Annotated in this window: 26 protein-coding genes; 11 read left to right on the forward strand and 15 right to left on the reverse strand. The window is 64.4% G+C overall.

Annotation, left to right across the window (positions count from 1 at the left end; translation table 11 throughout):
* Positions 1-231: 231 nt before the first annotated feature.
* The gene (locus JOF57_RS09530; protein ID WP_070945675.1) at positions 232-3,150 is read right to left on the reverse strand and encodes an FtsK/SpoIIIE domain-containing protein; all 2,919 of its coding nucleotides are present in this window, start codon (positions 3,148-3,150) and stop codon (positions 232-234) included.
* Between the two features lie 1,163 nt (positions 3,151-4,313).
* On the opposite strand from JOF57_RS09530, the gene JOF57_RS09535 reads away from it, so the two are divergent.
* The 4 genes from JOF57_RS09535 (at position 4,314) to JOF57_RS09550 (ending at position 6,159) form a co-directional block, all read left to right on the forward strand.
* Complete coding sequence (locus tag JOF57_RS09535; RefSeq protein ID WP_209915987.1) at positions 4,314-4,493, forward strand: hypothetical protein; 180 nt, start codon at positions 4,314-4,316, stop codon at positions 4,491-4,493.
* Positions 4,490-4,645 (forward strand): hypothetical protein, encoded by a 156-nt coding sequence (locus JOF57_RS09540; protein WP_019346320.1) that lies wholly within the window; start codon positions 4,490-4,492, stop codon positions 4,643-4,645. Before JOF57_RS09535 ends, JOF57_RS09540 begins: the two co-directional genes overlap by 4 nt.
* Positions 4,646-4,980: 335 nt before the next feature.
* Positions 4,981-5,727, forward strand: a complete 747-nt coding sequence (locus tag JOF57_RS09545) for a metallophosphoesterase family protein (RefSeq protein WP_019346319.1) — start codon at positions 4,981-4,983, stop codon at positions 5,725-5,727.
* A gap of 201 nt (positions 5,728-5,928) precedes the next feature.
* Positions 5,929-6,159: a hypothetical protein gene (locus JOF57_RS09550; RefSeq protein WP_047038489.1), complete on the forward strand. Its 231-nt coding sequence runs from the start codon at positions 5,929-5,931 to the stop codon at positions 6,157-6,159.
* 123 nt (positions 6,160-6,282) lie between these two features.
* Here JOF57_RS09550 and JOF57_RS09555 read toward each other — a convergent pair whose 3' ends face one another.
* The 5 genes from JOF57_RS09555 to JOF57_RS09575 all read right to left on the reverse strand — a co-directional run bounded on the left by JOF57_RS09555 (position 6,283) and on the right by JOF57_RS09575 (position 7,486).
* Positions 6,283-6,564, reverse strand: a complete 282-nt coding sequence (locus tag JOF57_RS09555; RefSeq protein ID WP_019346317.1) for a hypothetical protein — start codon at positions 6,562-6,564, stop codon at positions 6,283-6,285.
* Positions 6,561-6,767 carry a hypothetical protein gene (locus JOF57_RS09560; protein ID WP_047038453.1) on the reverse strand — a complete coding sequence of 69 codons (207 nt, stop codon included), beginning with the start codon at positions 6,765-6,767 and terminating at the stop codon, positions 6,561-6,563. Before JOF57_RS09560 ends, JOF57_RS09555 begins: the two co-directional genes overlap by 4 nt.
* Positions 6,768-6,830: 63 nt before the next feature.
* Positions 6,831-7,016: a hypothetical protein gene (locus JOF57_RS09565; protein ID WP_019346315.1), complete on the reverse strand. Its 186-nt coding sequence runs from the start codon at positions 7,014-7,016 to the stop codon at positions 6,831-6,833.
* A gap of 6 nt (positions 7,017-7,022) precedes the next feature.
* A complete protein-coding gene (locus JOF57_RS09570; RefSeq protein WP_019346314.1) occupies positions 7,023-7,232 on the reverse strand; it encodes a hypothetical protein in 210 nt (69 codons plus the stop codon).
* Positions 7,232-7,486 (reverse strand): hypothetical protein, encoded by a 255-nt coding sequence (locus JOF57_RS09575; RefSeq protein ID WP_019346313.1) that lies wholly within the window; start codon positions 7,484-7,486, stop codon positions 7,232-7,234. Before JOF57_RS09575 ends, JOF57_RS09570 begins: the two co-directional genes overlap by 1 nt.
* A 200-nt stretch (positions 7,487-7,686) precedes the next feature.
* Here JOF57_RS09575 and JOF57_RS09580 point away from each other — a divergent pair, with 200 nt between their 5' ends.
* Positions 7,687-7,935, forward strand: a complete 249-nt coding sequence (locus tag JOF57_RS09580) for a hypothetical protein (protein WP_019346312.1) — start codon at positions 7,687-7,689, stop codon at positions 7,933-7,935.
* Positions 7,936-8,180: 245 nt separating this feature from the next.
* On the opposite strand, the gene JOF57_RS09585 is transcribed toward JOF57_RS09580, so the two are convergent.
* Positions 8,181-8,372, reverse strand: coding sequence for a hypothetical protein (locus JOF57_RS09585; RefSeq protein WP_019346310.1), 192 nt, complete (start codon positions 8,370-8,372; stop codon positions 8,181-8,183).
* A 507-nt stretch (positions 8,373-8,879) separates the two neighbouring features.
* Between JOF57_RS09585 and JOF57_RS09590 the strand changes: the two genes are divergently transcribed.
* Together JOF57_RS09590 and JOF57_RS09595 are read left to right on the forward strand one after the other, a co-directional pair.
* Positions 8,880-9,407, forward strand: coding sequence for a hypothetical protein (locus JOF57_RS09590; RefSeq protein ID WP_209915989.1), 528 nt, complete (start codon positions 8,880-8,882; stop codon positions 9,405-9,407).
* Positions 9,408-9,600: 193 nt separating this feature from the next.
* A complete protein-coding gene (locus JOF57_RS09595) occupies positions 9,601-9,858 on the forward strand; it encodes a DUF3297 family protein (protein WP_209915991.1) in 258 nt (85 codons plus the stop codon).
* Here JOF57_RS09595 and JOF57_RS09600 read toward each other — a convergent pair.
* From JOF57_RS09600 to JOF57_RS09630, 7 genes are all read right to left on the reverse strand, one after another.
* Positions 9,847-10,224 carry a hypothetical protein gene (locus tag JOF57_RS09600; RefSeq protein WP_209915993.1) on the reverse strand — a complete coding sequence of 126 codons (378 nt, stop codon included), beginning with the start codon at positions 10,222-10,224 and terminating at the stop codon, positions 9,847-9,849. The genes JOF57_RS09595 and JOF57_RS09600 overlap by 12 nt on opposite strands.
* 6 nt (positions 10,225-10,230) lie before the next feature.
* The gene (locus JOF57_RS09605) at positions 10,231-10,632 is read right to left on the reverse strand and encodes an ester cyclase (protein WP_209915995.1); all 402 of its coding nucleotides are present in this window, start codon (positions 10,630-10,632) and stop codon (positions 10,231-10,233) included.
* A 180-nt stretch (positions 10,633-10,812) separates the two neighbouring features.
* On the reverse strand, positions 10,813-11,499 hold the full coding sequence (locus JOF57_RS09610) for an MspA family porin (protein WP_209915997.1): 687 nt from the start codon (positions 11,497-11,499) through the stop codon (positions 10,813-10,815).
* 92 nt (positions 11,500-11,591) lie between these two features.
* Positions 11,592-12,245, reverse strand: a complete 654-nt coding sequence (locus tag JOF57_RS09615; RefSeq protein ID WP_209915999.1) for an MspA family porin — start codon at positions 12,243-12,245, stop codon at positions 11,592-11,594.
* A gap of 174 nt (positions 12,246-12,419) precedes the next feature.
* A complete protein-coding gene (locus tag JOF57_RS09620; RefSeq protein ID WP_209916000.1) occupies positions 12,420-13,775 on the reverse strand; it encodes an IS256 family transposase in 1,356 nt (451 codons plus the stop codon).
* A gap of 369 nt (positions 13,776-14,144) precedes the next feature.
* Complete coding sequence (locus JOF57_RS09625; RefSeq protein ID WP_209916002.1) at positions 14,145-14,504, reverse strand: hypothetical protein; 360 nt, start codon at positions 14,502-14,504, stop codon at positions 14,145-14,147.
* A complete protein-coding gene (locus JOF57_RS09630) occupies positions 14,501-15,241 on the reverse strand; it encodes a hypothetical protein (protein WP_209916004.1) in 741 nt (246 codons plus the stop codon). The genes JOF57_RS09625 and JOF57_RS09630 overlap by 4 nt, the downstream gene beginning before the upstream one ends.
* A gap of 162 nt (positions 15,242-15,403) precedes the next feature.
* On the opposite strand from JOF57_RS09630, the gene JOF57_RS09635 reads away from it, so the two are divergent.
* Positions 15,404-15,700, forward strand: a complete 297-nt coding sequence (locus tag JOF57_RS09635) for a hypothetical protein (protein ID WP_209916006.1) — start codon at positions 15,404-15,406, stop codon at positions 15,698-15,700.
* 27 nt (positions 15,701-15,727) lie between these two features.
* On the opposite strand, the gene JOF57_RS09640 is transcribed toward JOF57_RS09635, so the two are convergent.
* Positions 15,728-16,327: a VldE C-terminal domain-containing protein gene (locus JOF57_RS09640; RefSeq protein ID WP_209916007.1), complete on the reverse strand. Its 600-nt coding sequence runs from the start codon at positions 16,325-16,327 to the stop codon at positions 15,728-15,730.
* 402 nt (positions 16,328-16,729) lie between these two features.
* Here JOF57_RS09640 and JOF57_RS09645 point away from each other — a divergent pair, with 402 nt between their 5' ends.
* The 3 genes from JOF57_RS09645 (at position 16,730) to JOF57_RS09655 (ending at position 20,381) form a co-directional block, all read left to right on the forward strand.
* The gene (locus JOF57_RS09645; protein WP_209916009.1) at positions 16,730-18,094 is read left to right on the forward strand and encodes a flavin monoamine oxidase family protein; all 1,365 of its coding nucleotides are present in this window, start codon (positions 16,730-16,732) and stop codon (positions 18,092-18,094) included.
* A gap of 68 nt (positions 18,095-18,162) precedes the next feature.
* On the forward strand, positions 18,163-19,440 hold the full coding sequence (locus JOF57_RS09650; protein WP_209916011.1) for a GlnX family signal transduction membrane protein: 1,278 nt from the start codon (positions 18,163-18,165) through the stop codon (positions 19,438-19,440).
* Positions 19,440-20,381 (forward strand): glutamate ABC transporter substrate-binding protein, encoded by a 942-nt coding sequence (locus tag JOF57_RS09655; protein ID WP_209916013.1) that lies wholly within the window; start codon positions 19,440-19,442, stop codon positions 20,379-20,381. The genes JOF57_RS09650 and JOF57_RS09655 overlap by 1 nt, the downstream gene beginning before the upstream one ends.

Below are 20,381 nucleotides of genomic sequence, written 5' to 3' on the forward strand. Positions count from 1 at the left end.
TCGCGACGAAGATGTGATCGCCATGCCCGGGCACCCGGCCATAACCGCCACTGAACCAGATGCGCCAAGAGGCACGCTCCGCATCGAAGGACATGACACCCGTTCCATGCACACACAGCGCTCCCGAGGCGCTATCGACGTGAATGGGGTGGTGGGCCACTCTTGCAAGTGGATCCCACGGTGAAGGTCCCACGACCCCAGCCCAGAAGCGGCCGGGATCGTGGGACTTGTTCAGTACCCCTTGTATCCCTTCGGGACTGATCGGGTGCGTGCGTCGATCCCTCGCACCGCGATGACGATGTCTTCAGCGGTCAGCTCTGTCAGCTGCGCATCTGTCAACTTCGAAAGGTCGGTGTCCGTCAAGCGCGCAATGGACGCACGCGCTGCGTGCTCGACGATGTAGCTCGCGAACCGAATGTTGGAAAGCACATCGAGCGGTGAGTGGTCTTCGTCGGTGTGCTCGAACAGGTGCGCGACCTCTGTGTAGAACGTCGCTTCCGAGCCGGCCGCTGGCAGGCGGCCAGCTTTGTGGGCGAACCGCTGCAGGTGCTGCCAGAGTTCGGCCGCCGTGGGGCGTGCGAGGTCGATTCGCGCGCCAAGCAGAGAGTCCAGCCTGCGATTCGTTACGAAGAGATGCGCCACGTCTGATGGATAGCCGGTGAGGATCAGCGCGATGTCGCCGCCACTACCACCGTCATCCAGCTTGTCCACGAGCATGTCCGAAATCTCGGCCGCATGCCACGGCTGGACATCGTGAATGATGAGAGTTGCGCCGCTGGCTTCCTTAAGTACGGCCTGAACCTTGTCCACTGTATCGCCCGGGTTCGCACCCGTGAGCTGCGTCCAGCCGGCTACAACGACTTTTGAACTACGAGTGAGTCCGCACGTGTACAACGCGCGGGTGAGCAGGTCAGCGGTGTATGACTTTCCGGTTCCGGGATGACCGGTGATGACGAACGTGCGCTCTACGGCACCGATGCTCCCCAGGCCGCGCCGCTTTCGTTCTGCAGATACCTGCGCCGACGCGAGGGTTCGGCGCAACTGGTCTTTAACAGCGTTTCGTCCAATCAGGTTGTCGATCTCACCGTGAATCACCTGCAACTCGGACCGGCGAGCGGCGTCAGCGAGCTCCGCGAGACGTTCAGGTGTCGGCTTCTCGACCGGCTCGATGCCTGAAGACAGCGCTCTGCTCAGTTCCTGAACAGCCGAGGTTCGGTCAACGTTCAGTCCGTCCGGTTCGATGCTGCCGGCGACAGGGAGGGCAACGCGCGCCTGCAGTCCGGTAGCGGGGTCGATCGAGCGGCCGGGCTGGTCCCGGGGGATCTCAGCGTCGAAACGCGCTCGGAGAATGTTCGGGGCGTGAGCGCGGTGGTAGTGCTCGCATGGAAGCTGGATATGTCTGGAGAAGTTCGCCTCGAGCCCGGGGGAGATCTCCTGTGCGCGGGTCTGGTCTGTTGCCACAAGATGTACACCCAGTCCGCGGCCGAGAGCGGCGATTCGGTGTATTACCGAACCTCCACCGGCCCCGAATCCGGCGAAACCTGCAAGCCCATCAACGGCGACGATCACGTGGCCGTAGGGATCGCCGGGAACCGTGTCGGTGTTCTTTCCCGCCAGATAGGCATCTATCCCTGCGCTGTAAGGTCGGGTGACAGCGTCGTGACGCAGCCTCATCAACCGATCGATCTCGTCCAGAGCCGCTTTCACGCTTTCAGCATCCCCACTGTGGGCATAGGCGATCACGTTCGCCGACTCGGCGACCGCGTGCAACTGACCGGAGCGGCTATCGAGGAGAACGAACGATACATGCTGGGGCGTGTGCTGCGCGCAGGCCGCCAGCACAATGGTCTGCAGCGTTGTGGTGCACCCGGATCCGGGGTCCCCCGAGATGAGCCAGTGCGGGGTGTTTGAGCCGAGATCTATTGTCCAGGGGAGGGTTCGGTGATACAGCGGGTCGTCAAGGTAGCCGATCTGAATCCCGAGCCCATCCTTTTGGCGCTGTAATCCAAGTTCTGGCAGTGTTACTGGCTCCCGCAGTGGTTTTGTCCACAACCGGCGCACATCCGGAGCTGGTTCACGCGACAGCCGATCAAGCAGCGCGTCAGCCATCGTGGCATTGCGTCCAGAAACTGAAGCGCTGTGGTCCAAAGCCCTGATCTCGACGGGTGCTTCGTCGCAGCTGAACCTGCGCCAGATCTTCCCTGTGAGCGTGCCGCCGGACGATTTTGCAGCGGCATCAGTGCCGATCATGGTGATCGATTGATGTGGTGAACTCACTGCCATGCAGTAGCGGAATGCAAGCTGCTCCAACAGCTCGCCAAACGTGGACCGGTCGGCGTGCTGGCTGCACATGACCAGGTGCATGCCAAGTGAACGGCCAACGCGGCTGACGCGAGTGAGAAGTTCGTTGATTCCTCGTTGTCTCGGACGGGGACCATTGAACTCTTCGATGACCACGAACAAATTCGGCAGCGGAGGCCAGTCAAGCTCACCGGGGTGCTGTCGTTGCTGCTCCCGGTATTCGAAGATGTCCTTGCATCCCTTTTCGCCGGTGATGAACTCCTCGCGGCGGACAATTTCGCCCTCGATCACCAAGCCGAGACGATCCACCATCTCGGGGTCGTCAGCTAGGTTGGAAACGTTGGCCAGGACATGTGGGCACCGGCCGGGGTCCATGCCCCGGAATGTCGCTCCGCCCTTGTAGTCCGCGAGGAGGAATCCGATCCTGTCGGGGCTGTATCTGGACATCAGTGCAAGGACGATTGTTCGCAGGAAACGGCTCTTCCCGCTACCCGTTCGTCCAGTGATCACCCCGTGCGGTCCGTTGCCGCCGCGAGTCTCCTCGCCGAAGTTCAGATAGCTCAACTCCGGTAGGAGTTCATCGCCTGCACGTAGGAGGGCAACCGGGATTTCGATCTCATCAGTGTGATCATTGGCCGCCCATGTCGCCTGGAAGTCGTGGGTGGAGATCTCGGAAATCCCGAGGGCTTCGAAGAAGTCCGGAATGTCGTTGATGGACGCGGTAGAGGTGACTGGCGCGATGTCAGTTTCGGTGGCGGTGACCGCGTCGAGTGCCTGCTGGTACTTGGTGCCGGGGTGGGCGGCCATGTAGCGGCGGGCCCGGTTCTTGAGACGTGCGGATTCAACCATGTGGACTAAACCTCCTGTGTCGTACGGGATGTGGTCTGAACGGTTCCGCGACCACCTGCCACGTCCCGCTGAAACAGGAAGGACGAGCCGTGTGCCCCTAGGGGGGCTGACCGCCGAAATCGGCCGGGGTCGCGGCCCGGCTCGAAGACGACTCCCGCCCCACGACGAAGGCGATTGGGGCGAAAGGTAGGCGATGTCTGAGGCTGCCGACGAACGCGACGCGGTTCGGCCGCCTTCAACGCGCGGTCTTGGTGCCAAACGCAGTGGGGTCTGGCGACGGTTCGGGCTCACCGTCATCCCAGCCGCGGCAGTACGGACACCACAGCAGAAGCCGGTAGTGGGTCGTCTCTGAGTACAGAATGGCGAACAACCAGAGGTCCATCGGAATTCGAAGGCGAGTGGACCAGATTCCGGTTGATAGAGCGCCCGGAAGTGCGAGCGACAATAGCTGCGGGCCGACCAAGACGATGATCGTCACCGCTATCCCCGATGACCGAGTAACAAAATGGGCCAACCAGAGCCAGCGCTTCTTCCGCTGGGCACGGAGTGGAGCGTCGGTAGGCACTTCCTCGATGCAACGAACACATAACGGCCCCCTGAGCCGATGCCCTAGCGCCGCCAGTGCACACGCGGCCATCACTGTGCCGGCAGTGAAGCGGCTGGTGGGCCCCAGAAAGCCAAACCACGACGCGATACACACAGCCAGCCAGCAGGGCAGGACATAGAGACTGGAATGGGCAAGCATCCGCGAGAATCGTGAGGCTCGTGAGTCGCCCCCACAGGCATTCCTGTGCGTCATCTCAGGTCCTCCGTTGGCCGGGCGTTTTGCCGGCATTTTGCTTCGATCACGTCGCGATGCTCGCGCACGTCGACTACTTCGACGAGTCGGCATGCACGACACGCCGACGCAGCTGGTCGGCCGAAACGGTCGGACTGCGTGCAAGTAGAGGGCACGTGACAGTGCCTGTCGCGAAGCCGGTTTCGCTTCCAGAATCAGGCTGCACCCGCTTTCCACGGATGCAGGTGACCGCTGCGAGAATGCGCCGCAGCTGATCCAGCTGTCTCAAGACTCCGTCGAGGGTGCACGACACACGGGTGTACTGAATCCACACTGTCGCCGTCGCAGCGTGTAATCTCTAAAATAGAGATAGAAGGAGGTTGGGATGCGAGGCGGAATCAGCTCCCCGCGGCGGCAACTGCCATGGAATCGCACCGTGCACGAACGCACCGCACGCCAGATCGTCCTCGCGGCCACACTGTTGTGTGCCGCGGTGCTGGCCGGAACTGCCCTCGGTGAGAACCCTTGTCTAACAGGCCTGATTGCCGAGTTGGTTGTGCGATGACCCGACGCGTCATGGTTCTCATCACCGCGGGCGCGGTCGGTTCGGTACTGGGCTGCCTCTATCTAGCGGACATCGGCATGTTGGTGTGCGCCACAATCATCGGTGCTATTTGCTGGATCGTGCTCGACTTCCTCAAATGGCAGGGGGAGTGAGGTCGGGTGCCGGTGTCGACCCTGGTGGTGGCTGGTTCTGCGATATATATTGGAGGCGTTCTCCTTGGTGGTGGAACACACGTGGGATGCGAGGCCCCGGCTCCAGTCGGGGCCTCGCATATTTTCTCTGTCAACAGTCCCGCGACTACTGAGCTGAGCTGCGCAGAGATGCGCTCATCGCCACGCACCAGGATCTGGCCAGTTACCTGCCTGCCGGGGCCTGTCGCGAGGCGATCCGCCGCCCCCGAATTCATTTGGCCCGCCATTAGATCCGCCACAGGCTCTGACCCGAAAACCAATTGCTCCACATCACTTCTGTCACGGACCATGATTCGATGACGACCGTTCTGCACGAGCCGGGGCCCAGCACGGTGATGCTGGCCGGCGACTGGCACGGCAACACTGGCTGGGCGACGTCGCTGATCCTGTCCGCAGGTGTCCGCGGCATCCCGGTGCTGCTGCAGCTTGGAGATTTTGGATTCTGGGTTCCGGGGCGTCGTACCGACGACTATCTCGACGAGATCGACATGGCCTGTGCACGTCACGGCGTCACAGTGCTGTGGGTCGACGGCAACCATGAATGCTTTGATGCGTTGTACGACCTGCCGGCTGACCCCGACACGGGACTGCGCCAGATCCGGTCGCACATCTTCCACCTGCCCCGCGGCCTGCGCTGGCGCTGGCACGGCAAGACGTGGATGGCCTTGGGTGGCGCGCACTCGGTGGACCGCCCCATGCGCAAGCCCGGCGTGAGTTGGTGGCCCGAGGAACGTCTCACCGCAGCTGATGTCTCCCACGCGATCAGCGGCGGCCCGGTCGACGTGATCGTCGCGCACGATGCACCGGACGGCTACGAGATCCCGGGTCTGCCCGGCGGTTTCCCGCCAGCCGAGCTGTACCAGGCCGACCTGCATCGGCAGCTTGTCGGCGAGGTTGTAGACGCCACCACGCCAACGGTGCTGTACCACGGCCACTACCACATCCGCTACACCGCGCAGCGCGGACCGACCCGGATCATCGGCCTAGCCGACGACGGCGGCAACTTCGTGAAGAGCGCCATGATCCTGGACCTGACCGTCTGACAGCAGCCGCCGCGGGCGACGAACACTGCAGCTCGGGAGCGAGCGGTGCTCCGGTCCGCTGCGGTGCCAGCGCCTGTCACCACCAACAGCTCCAGGCGCAGCTGCGGGCTCGGAGGGCGGGACACGGCGGGCCGCGACACTGACGCACATCACGTCCCCCGATGTCCGAAGCTGTCGAGCCTCGGTGCGAAGATGCTGTGCATGGCTGAGGAGATGGTGCAGCGCGTCAAACCAGCTCGCCGGGATGTCGAGCTGAAGGATCTCACCATCCTCGTGCGCGCTGACGGAAATCCATTCGCCGTGCGGTGCTTCACCGAGGCGGAGTATGGCGAAGCAGAGCGCTACGCCACCGAGATCAATGGTGAGTTGGTCGATATCTCCTGGCCGCGGCTGACTGACTCGACAGCCGCGGCCGATCAATCGCTGTCGTAGTGGCGCCGGTGCGGCATTTCCCGTCACAGATCCGAGCAATCGCTCCGATCCGGTCCAGGTCTCCTCAACGTCGACGACATCGCGGCGCGCACGACAGAGCAGCGGAGGGTCACGCTGCTGTTCTCAGAGCGCGAAGGTGACGATCCAGCGCGGGTCGTTCTGCTCGATCGCCGCGGCTGCTTCCACGAACACGCCGCGGCTGCGTTCCTCGTCATCGAGTCCGAAGCGGTGTGCGATCGCGCCGGTGACGGCGGCGGTGTTGGCGTCGTCCCACTGCCCGGTGGCTCGCTGGCCTTGGGGGAGGTACACGTCAGCGCGGCCGTGGCGCGACACCCGGATCGCTTCGGTCTCGCGGTGGTCCCACACGTCGTAGTCCAGGTGCACGAAGACAGTCGCGGTGCTCACGACTGGAATGCCCCGCCGGCATCCACGATGCGGGCTGCTGTCGCCCATGCGAATTCGACGCGGCCGCCTCGCCCATCGCTACGCGACACCGTGGCGAATGGGTGGGCCCAGCCGATGATGCGTGCTGGCTCCCCGTCGAGCGTCACTTTCGATTCGCAGAGTTGTTGGCGTTGGGCGTCGTCGAGTCCACCGTGTGTTGGCATGCGCGCATAGTGGCAGCCATCGCACGGGAGCACGATGCTCGGCGCGAGTGCTTTTGGAGGAGATCAGCTCAGGATTGTCAAGGCTTCGCTTTGCGCGCGCGTCCAGTGGCGTGGGGGTGCGTCACCGGTGAACGTGGTCTCGTCCCACTCAATGGTGAAGATGCCTGGACGCATCCCGTGGTCGAGCCAGTCGACGACGGCGCCGATCGCGCCATTAGCGGTCTTGACAACATTGCCGAGTTCGACCACGGCGCCTTACCTTTCGACGGAGCAGATGTGGGTGTAGCTGAACCGGTCGAGATTCTGCTGCGACTTGATGGCGGTGAGCTGGCCGGCGGATTCACCGTCTGCGATGACCCCGTAGAGCCGTAGGCGGCCGTAGGCGTCGTAGCCGGGCTCGGCCAGGATCGCCGCGGCCTCGTCGTAGGTCAGGGTCTTCTCAACGCCGCCATCGATGATCGACATCAGCGGTTCTCCTCCATCCAGCCGCGAGCGGTGACCAGGCCCAGTGGACCGTTCGCCACAGACTCATCGGGCTTTCCGTAGTTCTTCACCACGGCCGTCGCGGTGTTCAGTGGCGTCCACACGATCAGAATCTCGATACCGTCACGGCCGTAGACGACCTGCTCCTGGTCTTCGAAGCACGGGGTCACCGAGACGGTGGCCCATCTGTGTTGTGCGGCGACCTGTTCGAGCACCGCGCGTCCGTTGTAGGTCATGTCGGCATCGTGGCAGGGCCCGCACATCACCGGTGTGCACGGCGCGACCAGCACCAGTGGGCAGGCGCATCTCGCCACCCCCGCCGCGATGTCACGTCCTGAGAGTGATCCGGCGGGAGGACCGCGACGCGCCGCGTTCGCCGGTCGGAGAACGGCGCGGGCAGAGTCGCGCTGCCATCCGCCGACGAGAGGAATCATCCATGGGCAGCACGAACTTCGAGCAGCTACGCATCAACGTGCTCAACGCTGCACGCGAAGGCCGGGCCACCTACCTGCCGGCCGGTGCCCGAGACAACCGCACCGCCGAGGTCTACATCGATGGCGAGCTGGTAGGCCAGGCGTCCACCGTCGCGCACTTCGTGCGTGAGGATCCGGAGAACACCACGCGCTTCGGGGAACGAAAATTGCTGCCCGGATACGACCACCAGATCCCGGAACGGTTGCGCTGAAACGAAACTGGAACCAGATTGGCGCCGGCCCGGCTCAAGCCGCAGCGAACAGGAACCCGTCACCGTCTGCGACCCAACTTCCGGGCGGGAAACCGTGATCAGCGATGAGAGATGCCAGGGCCGGGCTGCGCACCGCGGAGCTGGTCCCGCTCAGCCGCACCAGCACCGTGCCCTTGTCATCTTCGACCCACCGCGGCGGGGAGGCGCTGATTGCTGGTCGACGCCGTCGCCAGCCCCACTTCGGACTATCTCGCGACGAACGACAGGAACACCTGCTGCTTCTGCCCGCCGGCGGTCACGTCGAATTCTCCGTCAGCGTGCACCGGGTCACCGCCTGCCGCGCGGATCTGGGAGGCGACGGATTCAAGGATCAGCGCCAGGGTCTCGGCGTCGTCGGGGCCATCGGTGGATGCGGAAACAGTCAGGTTCATCGACACGGCGTCAGTGTCACCGCACCCTGGTGACCGGGCTCTGCGCGGCGCGAACACCGACTCGCACTAAGCCCGTCGAACAGCGTGGTGTCGACCGTGCGGACGTGACATTCTGAACCGAGTCCGTGCGGTCTGCGCAGGCCGAGCCACCCGAACTCCCGGCCCGACTTCACACATAGTTCCCACTCAACGGCTAATCCCGCCTATCCACTCTGCTATGTTTATGCAGGTCAAAGACGCATGGGCAGCGGCCTGAATCAGGGAAAACAGTGGTCTACACTCCTGGGGGTCAAGTGGTCGCAGGTTCAAATCCTGTCAGCCCGACACAGAAGAGAAACTCGCCGGCGAAAGCCGAGCGAGTTTTTTTTCTTTGTCGGGGACATGATGCGGGTCCTGTCGGCCCGACGTAGATCAGAGGCGGTTTCCGAGGTTCAGAAGCCAGGGGAACCTACGCCGGTATGACCACGACGCGTCATGCGCTCGTACCTGTGCGGTTGCTGCCAGGATGGCCGGATGAGCCCGAAGAGCCGAATCGTCCTGTCCGTCATCGCCACCGCCGCGGTGCTGCCGCTCGCCGCGTGTAGCGGCGGCGCCGCGCGGGCCACGGAGACCACCGTGGCGGAGACTTCCAGCACCATCGCGACTACCAGCGCCGCAGTGTCGCTGCCCGAGTCCTGCACCGCCACGCCGGCCGGCCCTTTCGGTCTCACGGGAGTCGAGCTCACCCCCGCGGCCGGGCACACTGACGGCGCGAAGACTGTCCGCTGGACCACGAACGCGCCGATCCCGGCCGGCAAAGTGGCATTCACCCTGGTCAGCGGCACCATCATGCGCGGCGTGAAGTTCAGCGACGGTGAATTGATCGAGAACTACGTGTTCCACGCGACAGGAGCGCCGCAGGACGACCTCACGATCCCGCCGAGCTCCGACGGCAACACCGTGTCGGCCGTCATCCCGGCTGCCGCCGCCGAGGAGCTCGGGGACACCTGGTCGGCCAATGTGGAGGTCGACGGGGAGGCGACTGGCAAGTGCGCGCCGTAGCGCCGGCGTCGGCGCCGGGAGCTCGTGTCGCGCAGAGCTTCACTGGTTGATCGAGGCCCGAATTCGGGCAGAGCGAAGCACCTCATAGGAGTGGCCCGTCACAAGACCTACGTGGAACCCGCTACTGCAACGTCGCGTACGTTCTTAGAGAATCAAAACCAAGAACCTAACGCAGCATTCAACGAAGGCCATCATGTCCCAGGATCAGAACACAGACGTCCCACCGAATCACCTCTCCATCGATCCGCGCAGCGCCTTCTATGACGAAGAGGTGCTCCAGCGCGACGTGGGTATTCGTTTCAATGGCGTCGAGAAAACCAATGTGCACGAATACAACGTGGCCGAGGGTTGGGTGCGTGTGGAAGTCCCCACCGCCAAGGATCGCCGCGGAAATCCGATGGTCGTCAAGCTCAGCGGCACGGTTGAACCTTATTTCCGCTCAGCCAATTAGCGGACGCCCTTGGCTTACTGGCGCGGTTCTGGGTTCGTCAGACCGTGCCGAGGTGAGCCGGTAGAAAAACCCTCTCCGACCAGCATCGGATAGGGTTTTCTCGTTGCCCGGCCGGTCGGCCTGCCAACAAAAGCCCCCCAGGCCGATTCCCACACCGAATTCGAAGTCCACGTTGACGCCCGGCACACCACTGACAGTGCCCGTGTTGGAGTTCGGGTTGCCGACGCAGTAATCGACCTCGACGCCATCCACGACGTCGCTCGTGCAGGTCGCGATTGGTTCTGCCGAGGCTTTCGGCGCGCCGACGATGGTGGACAGGGCGAGCGCGCTCGCTGCTATCGCCCGCCGCCCGAATCGTGCCTGCACAGCGTGCTACTTCGTGAGCAGCGAGTGGTAGAGCTCGAATGAGGCCTGTTCGACCCAACCGTGTTGTAGCTTGCCGTCGGCCACGGACCAGACGGCTGTGCCGGTCAGGACGATCGGTTTACCGTTGGGTTCGGTGCCGAGCATGCCTTTGTTGGTCCCCGTCAGTACCCACCGAGAGGTGACGCGGGTGCCATCCTCGTTCTGAAAGGATTCGACAGGTTTGATGTGCAAGTCGTTGACCTGATCGAGGAATTGCTGCACCCAGTTTTTTACGTTGTCCAGCCCAGAGATTTTCTGACCACTGGCTTCGATAACGATGTCGTCGGCGGCGAACCGGTCGACGGCATCGGCGTCGCGGGCGTTCCAGACGTCATCCCAGAACGCGGCGACGATTTCTGTTGATCGCATATCCGCACGATCCCACTCTTGTTCTGCGGCCGTGGCGATTTCGACATACTTTCGGAGCCGGGCGGGCTACCGCGAACGACCCGGCTACGCCGCAGCCGCTCCATCCGAGACCCGGACGGCCACTCGTGTACCTTCCGGGTTCTCGCTGATGCCTTCGTGTTTCGTGTTCACAGCAGCCCGTCAGACCGACTTGGTGATGCCGTAGTAGGCGACCACGTCGTCGGTGTCGGTGGTGGAGCTGGTCAGGGTGGCGAACGAGCGCAGGAAGGACTGACCGACGCAGCCGTCGACCTTGATGTGGACGTCTTTCAACGTGACGCGTACGGGAGCTGCTTTGAACGACTTCTTGTTGACCGAGACGTTGGTGACGGTGCCCGGCTTGGGGTGGACTTCCAGGGTGCCCGACATTGGCATGCTCACGCCGGTCGGGATGATGCCGGCCAGCGTCGACCCCGAGGTGCTCAGGCCGATCGACCCGACGAGGCGGACCTGTCCCAGTTCGATGCCGCAGCCGATTTGGTAGCCGGTGTCGAGTGTGCCTCCGGTCAGGGAGGTGGATCCGCCTCCGGCGACGGTGCCGGTGAACGTGCCTGCCACGAGGTATTCGCGGGAGGATGCGGCGGTGGTCAGCGGAGCGACGGGCAGCTGGCTCTCGTCTTTGGCGGCCACGGTGAGCTTCCATCCGTCGGGGGTGGTGACGACACCGGGCTCGGCGGAGGCGACCAGTCCGTTGTCCGGTGGTGGGCCGGCGTCAACGGCCGGATCGGCTGGGGGCGGGGGTGGTGGCGGGTCGGCCGACGCGAGGGGCGCCAGCGCTACCGGGGCCAACATGCATACAGCGGCCAAGGTGGCGAAACGATTCAACATGCGGGAACTTGTGCCTCTCATGGGTTTTGAATCTGAGGGGTCGGCGTGGTGATCAGAGCGGGTCATGGTCGGTGTCGTTTGCGGGCCCGGGGTCAGACGGTTTTGGTGACGCCGAGGTAGGTGACGACGTCGTCGGTGTTGTCGGTGGAGCTGGTCAGGGTCGCGTAGGTGCGGATGAACGATTGACCCGCGCATTGGTCGAATTTGATGCGGACGCCCGTGACGGTCACGCGGGTACCGGTGCCCTTGAACGACTTCTTGTCGATGGGGACGATGCTGACGGTGCCCGGCTTGAGATACACCTTGCCCTGCAGGCTGATACCGGTACCGAGGCTGCCATCACCGGCGGAGCCGGTGAACGGAATCCTGATGCCCGGTGTGAAGCTGATGCCGGGGTTGATCTCGGTTTCGTCGTTGATGATGCCGCAGCCGATCTGAGTACCGGCTTCGAGTGTGCCGCCGGTCAGCTTGGTCTTGCCTGCACCTGAGACCTTTCCGGTGAAGGTGCCACCGACGAGGTATTCGCGTGAGGACACCGCGGTGGTCAGCGGGGCGACCGGCAGTAGGGTCTCGTTGGCGCCGGCTACGGTGACGTGCCAGCCGTCGGGGGTGTCCAGGACGCCGGGAGCTGAGGACGGCATTGCGCCGGTGTCCGGCGGGGGCGGGGGATCTGCCGACGCGAGGGGCGCAATCGCCACAGGGGCCAACAGGCAGACTGCAGCCAGCGGGGCAAAACGACTCAACATGTGTGAACTTGCGCCTCTCGTGGTTGAGATCCAGGAATTTACATCGAGTTTGGGATCCATGTGATCCAAGGGATTTGTCGCGTCGAATCATTCGACGGGTCGAGTTGCAGCAAGGGGAGGAGCGTGTCAAGTTTTCTGTGTAGATCGCTTGTCTGAAACTTTCGGTTGTGGTGCTTACAGATACCGTTCGATGCGGTCTGGGTAGACCAGGGTGAGTTGTTCGAGGGCCTTCTTCCAGTTGGTGACTACCTGGCCTTCTACGAGTCGTCCTGGAGCTGTTCGGCTGCGTTTCTGACCGCGTTCCTTGGCGCGTTCGGCGGCGCGTTTGTCTTCGATGTTGCAGATCGCCAGCCACAGCAGTTTCACCACCGAAGCGTCGTTGGGGAACTGGCCGCGGTTCTTGGTGACCTTGCGCAGTTGGTAGTTCAGCGATTCGATCGAGTTGGTTGTGTAGATCACCCGGCGTAGCTCGGGCGGGAACGCCAGAAACGGGATGAACTGCTCCCACGCGCGTTCGAAAACCTTTGTCACCGTGGGGTTCTTCTTACCCAACTCCGATCCGGCGAAAGCATCCAATTCGGCGCGGGCGGCATCGGCGTTCGGCGCGGTGTAGACCGGTTTGAGCGCGGCGGCCACGGCTTTGCGGTCGCTGTAGGACACGAACCGCAGCGCGTTGCGGATCAGATGCACCACACACGTCTGCACGGCTGCTTGCGACCAGGTCGCCCCGATCGCCTCGGGGAAACCGGTCAGCCCGTCGCAGCACACGATCAGCACGTCTTTGATGCCGCGGTTGGCCAGATCGGCACACACCGCCGCCCAAAACGCCGCCCCTTCGTTCTGCTGGACCCAGATCCCCAGGACATGCTTGACCCCGGCCATATCCACGCCCACGGCGATGTGAGCCGCCTTGTTGCGGGTATGGCCACCGTCTTTGACCTTGACGATGATCGCGTCGAGGTAGATCACCGGGTAGATCGGGTCCAGCGGGCGGCGCTGCCAGGCGAGGACCTCATCGGAAATCTCGTCGACGATCTTGGAGATCGTCTCATGCGACACCACCGTGCCGATCGTGGATTCCAGATGAAATTGGATGTCGCGCAATGTCATTCCACCGGCGTACAGCGAAATGATCATGTCATCGAGCCCGCCGGTACGACGCTGGCCTTTGGGGACCAGCCGCGGGGTGAACGAACCATCCCGATCCCGCGGGACGTCCAGGGGTACCGGGCCGGCCTCGGTGGCCACCGTCTTGGGTGAGGTGCCGTTGCGGGCGTTGGGCAGTGCCCGGCCGGCCGGATCGCCCTTCTCGTAGCCCAGATGATCGGTCAACTCGGCGGCCAGGCCGCGTTCCAGGGCCAGCTTGATCAGCCCGGGCAGCAAGCCACCCTCACCGGTCAGCGCGACCTCGCCGGTATCGATCTGGGCCAGCAGATCATCGACTGCCCCCGAGGCCCGCAGCGCCTCAGCCATCTCCACCGTGGAGCCAGCCTCAGCCAACTGCGAATCCACGTCCTTGCCATCCGTCACGTCCTGAGATCCTTCCGTTAGGACCTACACAGAACATCTGACACCCCCAAGGGGAGGGTTCCCAAGGGACGCAAACGGCCGACAATTCGGGCCGTGTTCCCGGCTAGTGAGGATCCCGTAACGCCCCTCTGCTGGACATACAACACAGCACCGGCACCTGCCCGTGTGTTGTGCTCATCAACCACGTTCCTTCCGCACAGCGACGACCGCTAGAAGCTAGCGAAAACCAACGTCGTTGATACGGGCAAAAATCGGGATGATTTCAAATACTCCGATGAGGGACCCGCTCGACCAGCAGGAGTAGATGAAGGTTGGCGTGGCACTGCTTTCGGCAGCCGGAGTGAACTCACCTACCTGCCAGGTGCCCAGCTACGTGCCTGACGCTGCCCGACGGACCTCGGCTTCGCCGGGCACCAATTCGAGGTTGTCGCCGATGTCCACCGTGACTACAGCCGTGGCCTGGAACAGACCGTAGAAGTCGTCGGTTCTGGCGAACGTGTGTGCGCGGGAGAACAAGGGCTGCACGTCGAACACCTTCACCCGAAGCTTCTCGCGCGTGAGTCTGCCCAATTCCCGGCCGGATTCGGGATCGGTGATCACCTGATCCGAATCGGACTGGACGGCAAAGACCATGCCTGCCATCACGCCCGCCTCAGCCCCACGATTGATGACCAACGTGTAGTCGTCCTCGATGAGGGCGACCTGACCGGTGAGGGCGTGCTCGGTCATGATGCGGCGAGGGAAGTGTTGTCCCGCAGCGATTTTGCCGCGGAGCCGGCCCGGATTCGCGGCCGCGAGTCATGGTCGTCCATCGACAGCATCGCGTCGACATGGCTTGCGGTGTCCTGCTCCGTGCCGAGCGTGAGTTCGACGGCGGTCTTGGCCTGGAAGAGCGCGATCATCGCGTGTTGTTGACGGTCAGCGCCAAAAGCGTTGAGGGCGAGCGTGAGCTTCTTGTCGACGTATTCGATCGAACGCTGTAGGTCGGGTGTCGAGGCTGCGACGGCCGGGCCTTCCACGCGGGCGGCGGGCTGTGCGCCGAGTCCGCTGTACCAGCGGTGTCCGAGCGCGCCGAGGGTGATCGAGCAGAGCGGGACCACCACGACGATGCAGACCAGGCCGATGGAGCCTCCCAGTGCAATCGCGCCGACAATGCCCAGAAGCATCACGGCACCCAGCAGGGCGAGCGCGCGCACGGCCGGCGGCACTGCCTCGACCGCCAAGGCCAGCTGCCGAACGGTGCGGGCGACATACCGGGCAACGCCGACGATGAACCCCATGATGGCGGTGACGGCATTGCGAGCGATCCGCCCCACCTCATCGGCTTGCTCGCGCGTCACCGGAGACTTGGGCATCGTCCAGACGCGCTGCTGCTGAGCGGGCGAACTGGCAACGGGTTCGGGTTCACTACGCACCTCGTCGGCTTCCGGGCCGGACGTCGGGGGCACCGGGACAACGTTGGTCACATTCGCATCATCAACCACATCTGCATCATCGCGCCGTTTGCTCTCGATGCCGCTTCCGGCACGCCGATGATCCGCAATTTCAGCTCGGACATCCGGTGAAGGTTTGGGCGTCCTATAGCAAATCCCTTCCCCGGCGGGGCTGGTCCGCGCTATGAATCAAGGGTGAGCAACCATGTGAACCTGACACCGCAGGAAAACTCGTTGATCGATGAGAGCCATCCCGAGGCTCTGGCCCGCATGGACGAGAAGTCTCTGAAGGAACTGCAGAGCCGACTCAGGCAAGCGCGTGAGAAGAACTTCAGCCTGTTGCGGCGCCAGGGTGCCGCGCGGGTGGAGGCGGAAGGTGGCCGCGGCGCTGCCCAGCCGGCCAACGAGAAGCGGGGCGAAAAGGTGGACGTCTTCGATGAGGCATTGGCTCGGGTGAGCCAGCGCCTGGAAGACGTCGGCGACTCCGAATAGGAGCCGCCCGACTTTCCTGCGAAATACTTACGTCAGATACGTTTCGTGCCCGGTCGGGAATCCACCGCCGTTGGTGGCGATGTGCACGTGGTCGTAGTGGTTGGCCGTGTCCCCGCCGCGGTCGGACATCATTCGTGGCGCCTTACCGCGGTAGTAGATGTGCTGCCGGAAGATCAGGTGATTCACGCCGATCCGATCGGCATTGTCGAGGACGTACGCGACGATCCGGTCCCCGAGGGCTTTACCTTCCGGGCTGCCGTAGTTCGGGATCATCACGTCGATCGCCAAGCCGTTCGGATGCCACTTCATCGAATCGGCCCGGACCCCACCGATGTCGAGAATCTGGGGGAACCGCGCGCTGACGGCGCGGGCCGCCAGGATGGTCTCGACCTGGAGGCCCTTTTCGGGGGCGCGGCCGGCCGGCAGGGGGAACCTCATGTTCCGCCGCACGCCGCGCTCGGCCGGTACAGCCGGTGCGGCCGGGGCGGCGGCGGGCTGGACGGCCGCTACGGGCACGACCTCGGTGTCGAGTTTGGCGGTCGGCCCGGTGTCCGCGCCGACGACGATGAGTGCGACGGCAGGCACGACGACCGCAGCAATGGCTGCGGACCGGCGGCGCCGATCCATTTTCAACTGGTCTCTACCCACGGGAACCGGACCCTACCGGCGGGGCCGACGATCACTGGAATCGCGAAGTTGTCTGGTGCTGTCGATAGCAACCAGTTCGACGATCAGGCGTCAACCGTGGATTGACGCGCCCGGGTATCGCGGGAGCGCGAGGTAAGCACGAGGCGAATCCTGGTGAACAACCAGGTCAGATATCTTTGCACACCCCGCTGCGGGTGCGGATATCAGGGGGTGGGCAGGGCATTCCCGGCCGACCCGATTCGGCTCGATCGGAGTGACCTGCCCACGGGTGGGCAAAATTTATGGCATTTACCACATCTGTCTGCCAACAGTGCCTCCGGAGCGGCCGGCGACGGCGTAATTTGAGCGAATCTGGCCCGTCGAAAACGGGGAGCGTGACCCATGACCGATGTCGACTGTTGCGTAGTGGGTGCGGGGTTCGCAGGCCTGACCGCGGCCCTGCGACTGAAGCAGGCGGGCCGCTCGGTGGCGCTGCTGGAGGCCCGTGATCGGGTTGGTGGCCGCACCTTCACCGAAGTGCTGCCGGACGGCACGTGGATCGACCGGGGCGGGGCCTGGATCGGGCCGGGGCAGGATCGCATCAAAGCCCTGATGGCCGAGTTCGGCGTCGACGAATACAAGGAGTACGTCGACGGCAACGCGATGATGGTCCTCGACGGCAAGCAGCACCGCTATTCCGGCACGATTCCGTGGGCGATGAGCCCGTGGGCGATCGCCAACCTCGGCGCCGGATTGCTCGAGGTGGAGCTCATGTGCAAGACGATTCCGTTCGATGCCCCGTGGGAGGCGAAGAAGGCCATTGAGTGGGACCGGATCAGCCTGGGTGAGTGGATCAACCGTCACATGCGCTCCAAGCAGGCCCGCGAGATGCTTGAGATGGCGCTTGCCGGCATCTACACCTCAGCGGGATCCGAGGTGTCGTTGTTGTGGGCGCTGCACCAGATGGGGTCGGGCGGCGGGCCCGGCTTCGTCATTTCGAACCGGGGCGGCGCCCAGGATGCCCGGGTCCGCGGTGGGATGGGTGCCGTCTACGGGCCGATGGCCACCGAACTGGGTGAGGCGCTGCATCTTTCACAGCCGGTGCACCTCATCGAGCAGGGCAACGATGGCGTGACGGTCCACGCCGACGGCACCACGGTGCGGGCACGGCAGGCGATCGTCGCGGTCCCGTTGGCCGTGGCGAGCCAGATCGCCTATGAACCAATGCTTCCCGTCGACCGGATGTTTCTTCATCAACGGATGCCCAGCGGCGCAGTCTTCAAGATCTCGGTCGTCTATGGCAACGCATTCTGGCGCGAGGACGGCTTGTGCGGGCAGTCCGCTGCTCCCGGCAGCCCTGCCACGTTGACCATCGACGCGTGCACCGACACCGGCACCCCGGGGATCATGTGCGTCATCACCGAAGGGCCTGCCGCCCGCCGGCTCGGGCTGCTCGACGCCGCGGAACGCAAATCCGCGGTGATCGGCGAGTTGATCGACCGGTTCGGTCCGAAGGCCGCGTCCCCGATCAGTTATCACGAGCAGAACTGGACAGTGGAGCGCTACTCGGGTGGCGGGATGATCAGTCACGCGCCGCCGGGTGTGCTGACCGAGTTCGGCCATGCCCTCCGGGAGCCGTGCGGGCGAATTCACTGGGCCGGCACCGAGAGTTCAGCAGTCATGTGCGGTTGGATCGATGGTGCGGTTCGGTCGGGCGAACGTGCCGCCGCGGAGGTGCTGGCCGCCGAGAGCGTGGCGGCAGCGTAATTGGCCCGCGTAACGCGTTGGCGAGGGCTACCGTGCATTCGTCGGCGTCCGATCGCGAGGTGATATCGATGCGCACACTCGACGAGTCGATGCTGGCCGACGACGAGGAACAAGACCGGCCTGTCGTCGATTTCCTGCGGGCGACACCGGGCCGGATCGCGGTGCTGGCGGTGTTTCTGGTTGCGGCAGTTCTCACCGTGGGTGTGGCGGCGTCGGCGATGGAGTCCAGCCGGCAACGCCAACTGGAGACCCTGCGTTCGCACACCGAACCGCTGGCCGATGCAGCGCAACGGATTTACGGTGCGCTGTCGTCGGCCAACACCACCGCGGCCACCGCGTTTCTGGCCGGCGGGGTCGAACCTCGCGAGGTCCGCGAGCGCTACGACGCGGCGATAGGGGAGGCGTCGGCCGGCCTGGTCACCGCATCGAATGGGGTGTCACCCAACGACATTCCATCGCTGACGTTGCTCACCGACCTGTCGAACCAACTGGCGGTGTACACCGGCATGATGGCGACCGCTCGTGCGACCAACCGCGGCGGCCGCCCGATCGGCGTCGGGTACCTCAGCGAATCGTCCGCGCTGCTGCAGCAGGCCATCCTGCCCGACGCCGAGCGGCTGTACCGGACGCAGGCTCATGCTGTCACCGCATCGGGACGGTCGGCTGGCACACCGTGGGTGTTGATCGCAGGAGCCGCACTCGTGGTGGGGTTGCTGGTGGTGGCGCAGGTCTTTCTCGCCAGGCGCAGTCATCGGCGCCTCAACCCCGGTCTGGTGGTGGCCTCGGTGTTGATGACCGTGCTCGCGGTGTGGTTGGCCGTGGCCGGACTGGTCGTGACGCAGGCGGTCAGTAGCGCGCGCACCGAAGGCAGCGAACCACTGGAATCGGCGGTGATGGCTCGGATTCTGGTTCAACAGGCCCGTGCCGACGAGATCCTCGGACTGCTCAAACGCGGGTCCGATCCGCTCTCCGACATCCGATTCGAACAACGCACCACCGAAGTCGGCCGGATTCTCGACAAGCTTCCGGTGAACGGGGCGCAGGACGCGTTGCGATCCTGGAAGGAATCGCACGCCGAGGCCCGGCGAATGTTGGGCAGCGGCAACTACGCCGGGGCCGTGGCGATCGCGCGGGACGGCGGGCCGCAGCACTCAACGGCCCAGTTCGGCCGACTCGACGAGGCATTGGGAGGCGACATCGCCCGCCTGCGCGATCGGCAGCGCGACGGCATCACCCGCGCCTATGAGGCGCTGAGCGCACTTCCGGCCGGTGCCGCAGCCATCAGCGTGCTGGCGGCACTGGCGGTGGCCGCCGGTGTCGCGCCGAGGCTGAGCGAGTATCACTGATGCGGGCGGTTGCCGGACTTCTCCTGCTCGCCGCGACGGTGATGGCGGGATGTTCCACAGCGCAACCGCTCGCCCAGGTATCCGCCTCGCGCACCACGTTGCCGCTGCCGAGCGGGGCCGCCGTGGTATCGGAGGTGCCAGGTGCGCCGGTCGAGAGTTGCGACGCCACAGCGAGTTTGCGCCCGTCGACGGTGTCCGGCCCGGCGGTGCAGGCGATCCGGCAGCGGGGCCGACTGGTGGTCGGCATCGACCAGAGCACCAATCTGTTGAGTTTTCGCGATCCGGTCTCAGGTGAACTGCGGGGCTTCGACGTCGACATCGCCCGCGAGGTGGCCCGCGATCTGCTCGGCGATCCCACCAAGGTGGAGTTCCGCCTGCTGACCTCACCCGAGCGCATCAGCGCGGTGCAGGACGGCTCCGTCGACATCGTCGTGAAGGCGATGACGATCACCTGTGCCCGTGCGGAGCAGATCGCCTTCTCCACGGTGTATCTCGACGCGCACCAGCGGTTGCTGGTGCCGAAAGATTCGGCGATCGAGGGGCCCGGGGATCTGTCCGGGAAACGGGTGTGTTCACAGGTGGACACCACCTCGCTGGCCACCGTCGCCCGGGTGGCCCCCGAAGCGACCCTGCTCGCGGTTCAGAATTGGGACGACTGCCTGGTGGCACTGCAGCAGGGGCAGACCGATGCGGTCAGCACCGACGACTCGATACTGGCCGGCATGGCGGTGCAGGATCCCAACCTGCACCTGGTCGGACCCGGCCTCGAGGCCGAGCCCTACGGCATCGGGATGAACAAGTCCCGGGAGGATCTGGTCCGCGCAGTCAACGGCACCCTGGAACGGATACGGCGCGACGGAACCTGGTCGTCGCTGTACCGGAAGTGGCTGAACGTTCTGGGCGCTGCGCCGGGCCCTCCGGAGCCGAGGTACCGGGACTGA

The sequence above is a fragment of the Mycolicibacterium lutetiense genome, from assembly GCF_017876775.1.
Taxonomy (GTDB): domain Bacteria; phylum Actinomycetota; class Actinomycetes; order Mycobacteriales; family Mycobacteriaceae; genus Mycobacterium; species Mycobacterium lutetiense.

Excerpts from the sequence above, each read along its gene's own strand:
- JOF57_RS09530 (WP_070945675.1), bottom strand. The coding sequence starts at position 3,150 with ATGGTTGAATCCGCACGTCTCAAGAACCGGGCCCGCCGCTACATGGCC.
- JOF57_RS09535 (WP_209915987.1), top strand. The coding sequence starts at position 4,314 with ATGCGAGGCGGAATCAGCTCCCCGCGGCGGCAACTGCCATGGAATCGC.
- JOF57_RS09540 (WP_019346320.1), top strand. The coding sequence starts at position 4,490 with ATGACCCGACGCGTCATGGTTCTCATCACCGCGGGCGCGGTCGGTTCG.
- JOF57_RS09545 (WP_019346319.1), top strand. The coding sequence starts at position 4,981 with ATGACGACCGTTCTGCACGAGCCGGGGCCCAGCACGGTGATGCTGGCC.
- JOF57_RS09550 (WP_047038489.1), top strand. The coding sequence starts at position 5,929 with ATGGCTGAGGAGATGGTGCAGCGCGTCAAACCAGCTCGCCGGGATGTC.
- JOF57_RS09560 (WP_047038453.1), bottom strand. The coding sequence starts at position 6,767 with ATGCCAACACACGGTGGACTCGACGACGCCCAACGCCAACAACTCTGC.
- JOF57_RS09570 (WP_019346314.1), bottom strand. The coding sequence starts at position 7,232 with ATGTCGATCATCGATGGCGGCGTTGAGAAGACCCTGACCTACGACGAG.
- JOF57_RS09575 (WP_019346313.1), bottom strand. The coding sequence starts at position 7,486 with ATGACCTACAACGGACGCGCGGTGCTCGAACAGGTCGCCGCACAACAC.
- JOF57_RS09580 (WP_019346312.1), top strand. The coding sequence starts at position 7,687 with ATGGGCAGCACGAACTTCGAGCAGCTACGCATCAACGTGCTCAACGCT.
- JOF57_RS09590 (WP_209915989.1), top strand. The coding sequence starts at position 8,880 with ATGAGCCCGAAGAGCCGAATCGTCCTGTCCGTCATCGCCACCGCCGCG.
- JOF57_RS09595 (WP_209915991.1), top strand. The coding sequence starts at position 9,601 with ATGTCCCAGGATCAGAACACAGACGTCCCACCGAATCACCTCTCCATC.
- JOF57_RS09605 (WP_209915995.1), bottom strand. The coding sequence starts at position 10,632 with ATGCGATCAACAGAAATCGTCGCCGCGTTCTGGGATGACGTCTGGAAC.
- JOF57_RS09610 (WP_209915997.1), bottom strand. The coding sequence starts at position 11,499 with ATGTTGAATCGTTTCGCCACCTTGGCCGCTGTATGCATGTTGGCCCCG.
- JOF57_RS09615 (WP_209915999.1), bottom strand. The coding sequence starts at position 12,245 with ATGTTGAGTCGTTTTGCCCCGCTGGCTGCAGTCTGCCTGTTGGCCCCT.
- JOF57_RS09625 (WP_209916002.1), bottom strand. The coding sequence starts at position 14,504 with ATGACCGAGCACGCCCTCACCGGTCAGGTCGCCCTCATCGAGGACGAC.
- JOF57_RS09640 (WP_209916007.1), bottom strand. The coding sequence starts at position 16,327 with ATGGATCGGCGCCGCCGGTCCGCAGCCATTGCTGCGGTCGTCGTGCCT.
- JOF57_RS09645 (WP_209916009.1), top strand. The coding sequence starts at position 16,730 with ATGACCGATGTCGACTGTTGCGTAGTGGGTGCGGGGTTCGCAGGCCTG.
- JOF57_RS09650 (WP_209916011.1), top strand. The coding sequence starts at position 18,163 with ATGCGCACACTCGACGAGTCGATGCTGGCCGACGACGAGGAACAAGAC.
- JOF57_RS09655 (WP_209916013.1), top strand. The coding sequence starts at position 19,440 with ATGCGGGCGGTTGCCGGACTTCTCCTGCTCGCCGCGACGGTGATGGCG.